The 12473-nt window shown below is 70.3% G+C and carries 10 protein-coding genes and 1 tRNA gene; 1 reads left to right on the top strand and 10 read right to left on the bottom strand.

Annotated elements, in window-relative coordinates:
• Positions 1-137: 137 nt before the first annotated feature.
• Complete coding sequence (locus ACFVDO_RS01070) at positions 138-1499, top strand: amidohydrolase (protein WP_378859137.1); 1362 nt, start codon at positions 138-140, stop codon at positions 1497-1499.
• A 55-nt stretch (positions 1500-1554) separates the two neighbouring features.
• On the opposite strand, the gene ACFVDO_RS01065 is transcribed toward ACFVDO_RS01070, so the two are convergent.
• From ACFVDO_RS01065 to nadD, 10 genes are all read right to left on the bottom strand, one after another.
• The gene (locus ACFVDO_RS01065; RefSeq protein WP_378859138.1) at positions 1555-3078 is read right to left on the bottom strand and encodes a SulP family inorganic anion transporter; all 1524 of its coding nucleotides are present in this window, start codon (positions 3076-3078) and stop codon (positions 1555-1557) included.
• Between the two features lie 5 nt (positions 3079-3083).
• The gene (locus tag ACFVDO_RS01060; protein WP_378859139.1) at positions 3084-6458 is read right to left on the bottom strand and encodes an ATP-binding protein; all 3375 of its coding nucleotides are present in this window, start codon (positions 6456-6458) and stop codon (positions 3084-3086) included.
• Positions 6455-7150: a DUF4194 domain-containing protein gene (locus tag ACFVDO_RS01055; RefSeq protein WP_378859140.1), complete on the bottom strand. Its 696-nt coding sequence runs from the start codon at positions 7148-7150 to the stop codon at positions 6455-6457. The genes ACFVDO_RS01060 and ACFVDO_RS01055 overlap by 4 nt, the downstream gene beginning before the upstream one ends.
• Positions 7147-8610, bottom strand: a complete 1464-nt coding sequence (locus ACFVDO_RS01050; RefSeq protein ID WP_378859141.1) for a DUF3375 domain-containing protein — start codon at positions 8608-8610, stop codon at positions 7147-7149. The genes ACFVDO_RS01055 and ACFVDO_RS01050 overlap by 4 nt, the downstream gene beginning before the upstream one ends.
• Before the next feature lie 96 nt (positions 8611-8706).
• The gene (locus ACFVDO_RS01045) at positions 8707-9357 is read right to left on the bottom strand and encodes a hypothetical protein (protein WP_378859142.1); all 651 of its coding nucleotides are present in this window, start codon (positions 9355-9357) and stop codon (positions 8707-8709) included.
• A 56-nt stretch (positions 9358-9413) separates the two neighbouring features.
• Positions 9414-9489: transfer RNA gene (locus ACFVDO_RS01040), tRNA-Ala, on the bottom strand.
• Positions 9490-9583: 94 nt separating this feature from the next.
• Positions 9584-10273 carry an SDR family oxidoreductase gene (locus ACFVDO_RS01035; RefSeq protein WP_378859143.1) on the bottom strand — a complete coding sequence of 230 codons (690 nt, stop codon included), beginning with the start codon at positions 10271-10273 and terminating at the stop codon, positions 9584-9586.
• Positions 10274-10275: 2 nt separating this feature from the next.
• Positions 10276-10653: a ribosome silencing factor gene (gene rsfS, locus ACFVDO_RS01030; protein ID WP_378859144.1), complete on the bottom strand. Its 378-nt coding sequence runs from the start codon at positions 10651-10653 to the stop codon at positions 10276-10278.
• Complete coding sequence (locus ACFVDO_RS01025; protein ID WP_378859145.1) at positions 10653-11867, bottom strand: hypothetical protein; 1215 nt, start codon at positions 11865-11867, stop codon at positions 10653-10655. Before ACFVDO_RS01025 ends, rsfS begins: the two co-directional genes overlap by 1 nt.
• The gene (gene nadD / locus ACFVDO_RS01020; protein ID WP_378859146.1) at positions 11864-12466 is read right to left on the bottom strand and encodes a nicotinate-nucleotide adenylyltransferase; all 603 of its coding nucleotides are present in this window, start codon (positions 12464-12466) and stop codon (positions 11864-11866) included. Before nadD ends, ACFVDO_RS01025 begins: the two co-directional genes overlap by 4 nt.
• Positions 12467-12473 lie beyond the last annotated feature (7 nt).

Genomic DNA, 12473 nt, shown 5'->3' with positions numbered 1-12473 from the left:
GCGCAATGGGTCCTCGCCGAGGGGTGTCGGGCGTGCACCCCTCGAGGATCGCGGCTATCGTTGTGCGTCACGGCGTCCGGTATACCAAATCGTAATCCGGTCGACCATTTCACACGACGAAGTATGAGGAGAGAACGATGGAGAACACGGATCCCCAGACCGTGAACACCCCCGCCGAGATGAAGGCATCGCGCCGGCAGCTGCTGCAGGGCGGCGCAGCGATCGCCGTGGCCACCGCCGGCGCCGGCCTGCTCGGAGCCGCACCGGCCGCGGCGAGCGGCCACGGCTCCGACACCAAGGGGCCGAAGGACGCGGAGGCCGTCGTCCTCCGCAACGTGCGGCCGTTCGGCGGCGCCGCCCGCGACCTGATCTGCCACGACGGCGTGCTCGTCGACCGCGTTCCCCGCGGCACCCGCGTCTTCGAGATCAACGGCCGCGGCCGTCTCGCCCTCCCCACGCTCATCGACGCGCACATCCATCCGGCCAAGACCGGCTGGGGCGAGAAGTGGCAGAGCCGGAAGCCGGCGTCGGGTACCAAGGAGGTCGCCGCCGGCGACATCGAGTTCGCCAAGGGGCTCACGAAGCCGACCGCGGAGCGAGCGCTGGGCCTGCTGCGCCACGCGGTGGCCACCGGAACCCGCGGTGTCCGCGCGCACGGCGACGTCGCACCCGCGTACGGGCTGTCCGAGGTGGAGGGCATGCGCGCGGCGCAGGAGAAGCTGCGCGGCATCCTGGACATGCAGATCGTCGGGTTCCCGCAGCAGGGCGTCATGGTCGCCCCCGGCACCATCGACCTGCTGGACAAGGCCGCCCGCGACGGCGTGATCGACTTCGTCGGCGGCATCGACCCGACCGCCTTCGACGGAGCCGAGTTCGCGACCCAGCAGCTGGACGCCGTGTTCGGCATCGCCACCAGGCACGGCGTTGGCATCGACATCCACCTGCACGAGAGCGGCGAGATGGGTCTGCACTCGCTGCGGGACATCCTCGCCCGCACCCGGGCCGCGGGGCTCACCGACGGCCAGGTCAACATCAGCCACGCATTCGCGATCCCCAGCCAGACCCCGGCGGTGCAGGACGAGCTGGCCGCGGAGATCGCGGCGCTGAACGTCACGCTGACGACGGTCGCGCCGCGCAGCGGTCTGCTGCCGTTCAAGAAGCTGCGCGAGCGCGGCATCCCCGTCGGCCTGGGTTCGGACGGCATCCGCGACAACTGGAGCCCCTACGGCAACGCCGACATGCTGCACCGCACCTGGATACTCGGCTTCGTCAGCGGCGCCCGCGTGGATGAGGACCTGGAGCGCGGCTTCGACCTCGCTGCCACCGGCGGCGCCGACGTGATGGGGCTCGCGCACGCGACTCTCGAGGTCGGCTCCCCCGCCGACATGATGATCATCGACGGCGAGAACATCCCGCAGGTCGTCATCGACCAGCCGAGGCGCGACTACATCCTGCGCGGTGGCAGGGTCGTCGCCAAGAACGGCGAGATGGTGGTCTGAGTCCCAGGACCGCCCCGAACGGGGCGTCGGATGCTGCGGCACCCGGCGCCCCGTCTCATGCGGAGCCGTCGAGGGAGCCCGTCAGCCGACCGTGGAAGGCGCGGCTGTGCGCGTTCAGCCCGATGAGCTCGACCTTCGCACCGTGCGCGGCATACTTCGTCTCGACCGCGTCGAGCACAGCGACGCTGGAGGCGTCCCAGACGTGCGAGCCGCTCAGATCGATCACGATCCGGTCCGGATCGTCGACGTACGAGAACCGATCCACGAGGTCGTTGCTCGACGCGAAGAACAGCGGCCCGAGCACGCGGTAGTGGGCGACGGACCCGTCATCGCTGAGCTCCCGCTCGACGGAGATCACGTGCGCGATCCGACGAGCGAACAGCACGAGCGCCAGCAGCACGCCGACACCCACCCCGATTGCGAGGTTCCCGGTCGCGACGACCACGGCGACCGTGACGAGCATCACGATCGTCTCCGAGAGTGGCATCCGCTTCAGCGTCGCAGGCCTGATGCTGTGCCAGTCGATCGTGCGCAGCGCCACGATCATCATCACCGCGGCGAGTGCGGCCATCGGGATCGCCGCCATCACTGGCGAGAGCACCGCCACGAGCAGCAGCAGGAACAGCCCGGCGATCACCGTCGAGACGCGGCTGCGCGCCCGCCCGAGCTGCACGTTGACGACCGTCTGGCCGATCATCGCGCAGCCGGCGACGCCGCCCCAGAACCCGGCGAGGATGTTCGCGACACCGAGCGCCCACGACTCGCGCGACTTCGACGAGCGGCTGTCGGTGAGGTCGTCGACGAGCTTCGCCGTGAGCAGGCTCTCCAGCAGTCCGACCAGCGCCGCACCGACGGCGGTGGGCAGGATGACCTGCAGCGTGTCGAGGTCGAAGGGCACCGTCCACGGCGTGAGGCCCGGCAGCCCGCCACTCACGGAGCCCTCGTCGCCGACCGTCGGCACGCCCAGCCCGAAGATCATCGCCGCGGCCGTGACGACCACGATCGCGACCAGCGGTGCGGGCACCGCGGTGGTCAGCTTCGGCAGCAGGACGACGATGAGGATCGTCACGGCGAACAGCGGATACACCATCCACGGCACGTCGATCACGTGCGTGACCTGCGCCAGGAAGATGAGCACGCCGAGCGCGTTCACGAACCCGATCATGACCGAGCGCGGGATGTAGCGGACCAGTCGCGCGAGACCGAACACACCGAACAGCACCTGCAGGATGCCGGTGAGCAGAACCGTCGGCAGCACGTACTCGGTCCCGTGCGCGGCGACCATCGGGGCGATGACCAGTGCGACAGATCCTGCCGCGGCCGAGACCATCGCCGGCCGTCCGCCGAGGAACGACATCGCAATGGCCAGCGTGACCGAGGAGATCAGCGCCACATCCGGCCCGACGCCCGAGATGAGCGAGAACGAGATGACCTCGGGGATCAGCGCGAGCGTGGTCACCATGCCCGCGAGCACCTCGGTGCTCAGCAGCCGCGGGTGCCGCAGCGCCGCCAGTGCCGGCACCTGCCCGTTGGGCAGGCGGTACGCGGCGGAGGCCGGGGCCGAGGGTGCGAGGGGCATGCTGATCAGACCTGCGCGATGGCCTGGGGCTGCTCGGGCAGCGCGACCTTGAGCCGTGCCCAGGAGCGGCCCTGGGTGTCCTTGAGGATGTCGTACTCGACGTCGACGTGCGGCTCGATCGCGCTGTACTTGTCGTTCGGGGCGCCGATGACCAGCTGGAAGCCGAGGCCGCGCCAGGCGCCGATCGCGCGCTTGGTGAAGTGCGCGTCGGCCTTGATCAGCGCCTCGTCCATGAACACCGGCGCGTAGCGCGGGCGCTCGGCCCCGGCATCCCCGAGCTGGTAGCGCAGAGCCGCGCCGACGATGAACGCGATCAGCTCCTGGGACTCGCCGCCGGACTTCTCGCCGATGTGGTCGTACAGGGCGACGTGGGTCTTGGTGTCGACCGTGACCCGCTCGGCGCTCACCCGCACGTGGTTGCGCACGTCGATGAGGTCTGCGAAGTCGGGCGCGGAGCGCCGCAGGTGCCCGATCAGACGCGACATCCGCCGGTAGGCGTGCTCACGCTCCTGGTCTGTGGACGCGGTCTCGATCAGCCCTCGGACCTCGCGAAGATCGCGACGGAACCGCTTGCGCGCCTCGGACTGGTTCTCCCGTGTGGTGATCTGCAGGCGATGGTGGTCGTCGTAGAACGGCAGGTCCTGCATGATGCCGTTGATCGGCTCGATCCGCTCGCGGATCTCTCGCAGCGCGCGCCCCAGGGTGGAGTCGAGGTTCGTGAGGTCGTTGCCGGAGAGGTGCACCAGGCTGTCCCGCCACTCGCTCTCCAGCCGGTGCAGCCCGCTGGTCTCGAGAGCGTCGAGGATGTTCTCGAAGTCGTCGACGTAGAGGTCGGGGTCGGCAAGCAGGTTCGGGTTGTCCCAGCGCTCCAGGAACCCGGCCATCAGGCGGCGCATGGCCTCGCGCTGCTCATGATGCGCGTCGAAGGCCGCCGAGCGGTCCTCGGTGAGCCTGGTGCCCGCTGTGCCCAGCGCGCCGTCGAAGCGCTCCAGCAGCACCGAGGGCGCGGCCTTGGCGGATGCCGGAGTCGCGAAGCGCTCGTCCAGGTACTGGGCCTGCTCGGAGTCGACGGCGCGGTCGGCCTCAGTGGCCTCATCGATCAGCGCCTGCCCGGCGTCGACGTCGTCCGTGATCCGCGCCCAGCGGTCCTCGACCTGCTGGCGCTCCGAGCTCGCGGCGCCGATCTCCTCGCGCAGGCGCACGAGCAGTCGCTTGGACTTCTCGATCTGCGCGGCGATGCTGGCGATGTCGGGGTTCTCCTCGCCGACCTCGGCCTCGATGCGCTGCCAGCGCTCCTGCTCGGCGGTCAGCGCGTCGACGTCGACGTTCTCCCAGACGACGTCGACGATCCGCGCATAGGCAGCGCGCTCCGCGTCGAAGCGGTCCAGCGCGGACTCGGCGGCGGCAACCTCCGCATCGGCACGCTCGAGTGCAGGGTGCAGCTCGCCGACCGCCGCCTCGAGCTCGCGCAGGCGGGTGCGGTTCGAGAAGCCGAGCACGTTCGCGCGGCCGTGGCCGCCGTGCGCGCCCTGGTCGCCGCGGGACATCTGCCCGGTGATGGTGAGTGTCTGGTCGTGGCGGGCGAGGTCGGCCGCGGAGTTCACGCAGACGAAGTCGAACCGCTCGGCGAGACGCACCTGCAGCCAGCCGGTGAACGGGGTGTCGGCGTAGTCGAGGCGGCCCGGCATCCGGTCCTCCGCTCCCCCGCCGCTGGCGCGCAGCCCGGTGTGCACGCCCTGGTAAGTCAGTCGGCGCGGAGTGCGCACGCCGTCGATGGCGGTGCGGAACCGGTCGAGGTCGGCGGTGTCGAGCAGCACAGTGGTGGCGAATCCGCCGAGGGCCAGGTTGAACGCCTCCCGCCAGGGCTCGAACTCGGTGCGCACCTCGATCAGCTCGCCGACGAACGGCAGCTGGTGCGGCTCGAGACCCGCCGCCTCGGCGAGCAGCTCCCGCGAGCGGTACAGGTCCGCGGGGATGTTGCCGGCGAAGCCGGATGCCTCGTCGAGTGCGCGCTCACGCTGTGCGAGCTCGCTGCGCAGCGCGTCGCGGGTGCGCCGGGCCTCGGCCCACGCCTCGCGGGCGCTGCCCTTCGCATCCGCGTCGGCGAGCACGGCGCGACCGCGGACGACGATCTTCTCGAACTCCGCCCGGGCGCCTGCCTCGGCTCCGAGCACCCGAAGGTCGTCGTCGAGGCGCTCCCGCTGGGCGCGCGCCTCGTCGAGGCGGTGCTGCACGCCGCGCAGCTCGCGTTGCGCGGTCTCCAGTCGGTCACCGCCGCGCTCGCGGAGCAGGTCGCGCAGGCCGTCGTGCTCGGTCTCGGCGGCATCCGCCTGCACGCGCTTCTCGCGCACCTGCGCGTCGAGTTCGCGCCGGCGGTCGCGCAGTTCGTCCTCGACCTCGCGGAGCAGGTTCATCCGCCGCTCCGCCTTCCAGAGCGAGGCGATCGAGGACGGGTCGTCGAAGACGCCGACCGCGTCTATCAGCAGCATCCGCTCTGCGGCGCCGTCGATGCGGCGGCGCAGGTCGCGGATCGGCTCGAGAGCGGCGACCTGCTGGCGTGCCACCAGCATGCGCTGCTTGGTGCTCTCCAGCTCGTCGAAGTGCTGCACCACGGCATCCGCGGTGCGCATGGTCTCGGGCTCCTCGAGCACCAGGCGCTTGTAGAGGTCGTCGACGGTGGTGATCTGCTGGCCGGCCTGGATGCGGGCGAGCAGGCTCATCGCGTTCGCGCCGGCGCCGGCCGCGCCGATGCCCAGCACCGAGTGCAGACGAGCGGAGAACTCGCGGTCGGTGCCGACCGGCTCGAGCCCGGCGGCGCGGACGGATGCGTCGGTGAGCCGCTGCGCGGCGGCCTTCTCCAGCTCGGCGAGGTCGAAGGCGCTGTTCACGGTGGCGCGCACGCGCACGGTGTCCTCGAGCACGCGGGCACCGGCCGGGATGTACCAGGCGCGCACCGCGGTGAACCGGGAGTCGTCGTGGTCGCGCCAGGTCATCGCGATCGCAGTCCAGGTGTCCTCCCCGTCACCGCGGAGCACCTGCACCTTCGTGCCCTCCTCGGTGCGGGTCTCGTCGAGCTTGCCGCGGCCGTAGGAGAGCACGTTGCGCTGCTCGTCGCCGCGCGGTCGTCCGGTGACACCGCCGTTGGACGCGCCGTTGAACGGTGTGGTGTGCGGCATCATCAGCGCGATGTACGCGTCCATCAGGGTGGACTTGCCCGAGCCGGAGCCACCGCACAGCAACGTCGCAGCGGGCGAGAAGCGCACCCTGTGCGGGCCGCCGTCGTAACCGCCCCAGTTCACCAGCTGCAGGTCCTCGGCGACCCACTGCTGTCCGCGGGAGGCCTCCGGGATGAGGCCGAAGAGCGTGTCGATCATCGTCATGACAGGACGTCCTCCAGGGCTTCCTCGGCGTGCGCGGCATCCGATCCCGCCAGGCGCTCGGCGGCGGTCTCGCGCAGCCAGTCGCGCAGCTCGGTGAGCTTCTCGGCGCTCAGCACGACCTCGACGAGCGGGCCTATCCGGTAGCGGCCGGTGGTCTCCTCGCTGATGATGCCGTCGTTCGACAGCTTGCGCATGGCGTCGCGCACCGCCTTCTGGCGCCGCGAGATGTCGCCGTCGGCGTCGGTGAAGTAGCTCAGCACGGTCTGCTCGACGTCCTCGATGTCGATCCGGGGCGCGGCCTCGCCCGCGACGCTCTCGCGCTCGTACACGGTGCGCAGGTGCACCAGCACCAGGGTCTCGGAGCGCGTGTACGGGGTGTCGCGCAGCAGGATCGGGATGTCGAGCTCCTCGATGCGGATCTGCTGCTTGTACGCCAGGCCGTGCTCGTGGTCGACGACGAGCCGGATGTACAGGTCGTTCAGGCGCGACTCGATCACGGTCTGGTGGTCGAGCAGAGTGCGCCACTCGGTGCGGTTGCGCTCTGCGAGCAGGAACCTCCGGTGCAGGATCAGCGCGAGCGTACGGCGCACCTCGGGATCGAGCACCCCACGGTCGCCGGGGAACAGCTCGGCGAGGTCGTCCTCCATGGCGACGGGGGCGATGAAGCCGCCTGTCGTGGCATCCTCGGTCATTCCGATTCCTTCCTCACGTGCGCGGTCACGGCCTCGAAGGCGAACCGGCGCGCGGTGCCGTCGGGGCGCACGGCCTCGACGATCGAGACTCCGTCGCCGGTCTCGAGCGAGCCGCGGTGTGCGATCTCGAGCAGGCCGAGCAGGTCGACCGGACGGCGGGTGATGTCGGCGGCGCCCACGAAGGCCTCGCCGAGGTCGAAGGTGTCGCCGAGACCGGCAACGTAGGCCTCGAGCTCGGCATAGTGCGGGCCACCCCAGGCGCGGGTGTCGGCGTCGAGGAACTCGACGTCCCGCCCCTGCGACGCGAGCGCCGCGGGCGAGCCTGGCGGACGGATGTCGCCGAGCGACTGCCGCAGGTGCCCGATGTTCGCAACAGGCAGCCGGCGCAGCGGCTCGACCGGTGTCTCCGGCGTGCGCGTCTGCGTCCAGGCCTGCAGCCCCGAGATCACGTCGCGCAGCAGCTCATCGACTTGACGGTCGCGGGCCGGATCATGGGTGCGCACCTGCCCGGCGATCACGTGCGAGGCGCGGCGCTGCGCGGTGAGCACCTCCTGCACGCCGAGCTCCATGCGGCGTCCGATCATGTCGAGCTCGGTGCGCTGGGTGGCATCCAGCATCTCCGCGAAGGGGCGCGAGAGCAGGCCGTGCAGCTGTTCGGTGAGGTCGTCGATGCGTTCAGGGTCGCCGATCAGACGCAGGGCGCCGGCGAAGGCCTGCCCCTCGCGGGTGGACTGCATGACCTGCTGGCCGCGCAGCAGGTACTCGCGCAGCACTTCGCCGGTCGGGCGCTCGTCGCGGCGCAGGTCACGGATGACATCGCGCTGCATCGCCTTGATCGACTCGGCGACGCGGGTGAAGTCGGCAGGCAGGCCCCGGGAGAGGTGCAGGACGTTCTCGGCCTCTTCGAGCAGCTCGTCATCGGGGACGGGATCGGCCGGTCCGTTCTCGAGGGCCGCGATCTGGGCGTCGAGCGCGTCGCGCTCGGCCTTCAGCCGCTTCAGCCGCCGTGCCGGATCGCCGTCGGCGTTGCCGGCGAGGCGCTCCACGGCCTCGAGCAGCGTGCGCACCCGGGAGTTGGAGACGCGGGAACCGCCGCCGGTGAGGTCGGCGATCTCCAGCGCGCGCACCGCGTGCGCGGTGAGGCGGTACACCTCGGTCTCGCCGTCGATCTGCTGGCCGAGCCAGCCGACCTTCACCCAGTACCGGCACACCTCGCGACCGGATGCCGCGGGCAGACGCCTGCGGTCGTCCTCGTAGCCGTCGGCGCGGAGCTGGTCGAGCATCTCCCCGACCTCGACGTGCGCATCCGCGACCGCCACGGTCGGGCGGTCGGCGGAGAACATCAGGCTGAGCGCCGAGACGACGAACGGTGCATATCGGCCGTGCAGCAGATCGAGGGTCGGAGTCTTGAAGGCCGCGAGTGCACGCAGATAGGCGGCCTCTGCTCGACTACCCGTCACGCTGCTCCCGAAGATCCCTGAAAACCGTGCCGATCCCGCATGGTCCCGCGCAGAGCAGCATCCTCCAGCCTAGTGCGGCGGCTCAGCCGGCGACGGTCACACGAAGCCCTCTTCGACCAGCACGCATCCGGCCTCGGTGATGACATGCGCCTGGCCGGAACCGCCGACCACGCGCGACCAGCTCTCCACGAAGAGGCGGTCCCGGTGGATCGACATGCCGAAGCCGCCGTACATGCCGGGAAAGTGGAACCACAGGGTCTCGAACGCCTCGAGGGCGATGACCTCCGTCGGCACCGGCCGGAATCTCACCGTGTCGAGCCTCTCGGTGCGCTCGGCGATCAGCGCGGCCAGGTGCCGATCCCACGCCGCGAAGCGTCGCCGCTCGCGATCATCGGGCGTGTGCACGGCGAGCGTCTCGAGCAGGTGTCGATGGCCGTTCTTCTCGGCAAGGTCGATCGGGCGATCGCCGTCAGCAGTCCGGAGCGAGCGCCACGCGCCGCGCCGCACGAGCTCCTCGACGACATCGACCGGCGCACCGAGAAACGCGGCCTGATGCAGCGGCGTGAACCAGGACTTTCCGCCGATCCGCCACTGGTTGATGCTCGCCCGGATCGGCGCGTCCAGAAGCGCGAACACCGCCGCCCAGTCGTCGGCTTTCGCGGCGTCGACAAGGCGATGGACCTCGTCGACGTAGTCCGGGTTCAGGGCATCCGCATCGAGGATGCCCGGCCACTCCGCGTTCTGCATCGGCTTCTCCCTTGCAACCAACTGAAGAAAGCCCCCGGCGAACCGGGGGCTTTCGTTGGTGGACCTGAGGGGACTCGAACCCCTGACCCCCTGCATGCCATGCAGGTGCGCTACCAGCTGCGCCACAGGCCCATTTTCGCCGTGGATTCCTCCGCGACAACCCGTTCAGCTTACAACACGATTCCGGACGTTCGCGAATCGTGCCCGCATCCCGGGTGTTTCGCGCTCACGCTCCCGGACGCACGGTCAGATCGGTGATTTCCGCGTCGCGCGGAAGGTCGAGAGCGGTGAGGATGCTGGTGACGACGGACTCCGGATCGATGAACCGCTCCGGGCGATACTCCTGCCCCTCCTGCTGGTGCACACGCTCCTGCATCGGTGTCGCAGTCCGACCCGGATACACCGAGGTCACGCGGACGCCGTTCTCGCGCTCCTCGGCACGGAGCGCGTCAGCAAGGGCCTTCAGCCCGTGCTTCGAGGCGGCATAGGCCGCCCAACCCGCGTGGGCGTTCAGTCCCGCACCCGAGTTCACGAACACGATCTGCCCGCGCGAGACGCGCAGCACCGGCAGCAGCAGCCGAGTGAGCTCGGCGGGACCTGTGAGGTTCACGGCGAGCTGCTGCTCCCAGAGCGCGACCGGCAGATCGGCGACTGACCCCAGGTCGACGACACCCGCCGCATGCACGACGGAGTCGATCCGCTCCGGGATCGGCTGCTTCGACAGCGCCCATGACAGTCTGCCCGGCTGTGCGAGATCGCCCACGAGCGTCGATGCGCCGGGGAACTCCGCGGCGATCTGGCGTGCTCGCCCGGCATCCCGCGCCAGCAGCACGAGCTCGTCGCCGCGCTGCAGCAGCCGGCGCGCGAGAGTCGCGCCGATGCCGGATCCCGCGCCCGTGACGAGGTGGACCGCCATCGTCAGGCGCGCTCGGCCGGCTCCGCGACCCCGACCGGCACGGTCGGGCAGTCCTTCCAGAGCCGCTCGAGGCCGTAGTACTCGCGCTCCTCGGAGTGGAATACGTGCACGATCAGGTCGCCGAAGTCCAGCAGCACCCAGCGCGCCTCGGCACGGCCCTCGCGGCGCACGCGCCGGTGACCGGCCTCGAGGAGGCGATCCTCGACCTCGTCGGCGATCGCGGCGACGTTGCGCTCGCTGTTGCCGGTGACGAGCAGGAAGATGTCGACCAGCGGCAGCGGCTGCGACACGTCGAGCGCGACCAGATCCTCCCCGCCCTTGTCGACGGCGGCCTGTGCCGCGACCTGCAGCATCTCTACGGAATTCTCAAAAGCCTGCATCAAAACGCATTCATGCTGAAGGCGATGACCAGCGCGGTTCCCAGCAGGAGCGCGAGGCCACCGGCGACGATCGCCAGAGTCATCATCAGGCGGTTGCCCTTTTCGGGCGCCGGGGGTCGGATGACCTCACCGGCAGGTTTGGAGGTGCTCACCGCGGCACTCGCGGCGATCGGCGTCGGAGACGAGGTCGGCGGCAGCTCGCCGTCGATCAGGACGACGTCGACCTCCTTGCCGTCAGCGGTGCCGGCGTGACCCTGCGAGCCGAGGCCGCGAGGCAGATCGTAGGTGCCCGTCACGAGCACCTCGCCCGTCGAGGCCACCGGGCCCGACAGCGATGCCTCGGTCGACTGGGTGTAGATGAGCGCGCTGGGCGCGGAGTGCTGAGAACCCGTCGAGTCGCCGACGATGTCGTCGAACGTGCCCGAGAACGCCGGGATCTCGGATGCCTGCTCCGCGACGGACCGGCCGAAGTCGGGGCTCACCTGCGGTCGCTCGTTCTGGGCGGGCGCGGCCTGCGGCGAGGGAGCGCTCTCCACGACGGGTGTCTGCGCCGGGGCGGCGGGTTCCACGTACTCCTGGACCGGGGCCGGCGAGATCGGAGCCGGCGCCGCCGGCGTCTCGAACATCGCGGCCAGTGCGTCCTGGTCTCCCGAGTACCGGGGAGCGGTCTGGGTGGGGGCGACCGAGGTCTCGGCCACCGGGAACAGCGGCACGTCGGAGACCATCTCCGGCAGCGGCTCGCGCGCCGGCACCACCGGAATCGGAGAGATCGGGGTGGGAGCGATGGGCGCCGGCGCTGCGGGAGCACCGCCGGCGGCGACGGTTGCGGGCACCTGCGCGACGACCGGTTCGCTCTCCATCTGCACCGACGAGATCACCGGAACGGATGCCGTACGGATGCGCTCCTGCTCGCGGACCTGACGACGGGTCAGCGGAGTGCTGCCGAGGTCGACAGCGGCATCGGGAACGGGTGCAGGGGGCAGGGGCACAGGCTCCGCCGCGCGCGGCATCACGGGTGCGGGCACGACGGGCGCGGGCGCGACAGGCGCGATGGTCGCGACAGGTGCCGCGGCCGCGACGGGCGCCACGGTCGTGGCGGGTGCCGCGGGCGCGACGGCCACCTCTTCGATGACCGGCGTCGAGCCGGTCAGCCGGAGCTCCCGCATCTGCTTGCGCGTCAGCGGTGCCCCTCCGTTCTGATCCGATGTACTCATGCCCTGCTCCGATACAGATGATGCTTCGCGATGTATTGGACGACTCCGTCGGGAACGAGGTACCAGACGGGCTCGCCGGAGCGCACCCGTTCCCGGCAGTCCGTCGACGAGATCGACAGCGCCGGAACCTCGAGCTGGCTCACATCGTCACTCGGGAGTCCGTCCGTGCTCAGGATGTGCCCTGGGCGCGAGACGGCGACGAAATGAGCCAAGTCCCACAACTCATCATGGTCTCTCCAACTGAGAATTTGCGCTACGGCATCTGCACCCGTGATGAAAAAAAGCTCTGCATCAGGTCTTTCGCGCTGGAGATCCTTCAGGGTGTCGATCGTGTACGTCGGTCCGACCCGGTCGATGTCGACCCGGCTGACGGTGAAATCAGGGTTTGAGGCCGTCGCGATGACGGTCATCAGGTATCGGTGCTCGCTGTGCGAGACATCCTTCTTCTGCCACGGCTGCCCCGTCGGCACGAAGACCACCTCGTCCAGATCGAACGAGTGCGCGACCTCGCTGGCCGCGACCAGGTGGCCGTGATGGATCGGATCGAAGGTTCCGCCCATCACTCCGATGCGCGGAGCGCGCCGTGTGGATGTCTCCATGCGGAAG

The organism is Microbacterium sp. NPDC057741, from assembly GCF_042798735.1.
GTDB lineage: Bacteria > Actinomycetota > Actinomycetes > Actinomycetales > Microbacteriaceae > Microbacterium.
This window is presented reverse-complemented; position numbering and strand designations above follow the sequence as displayed.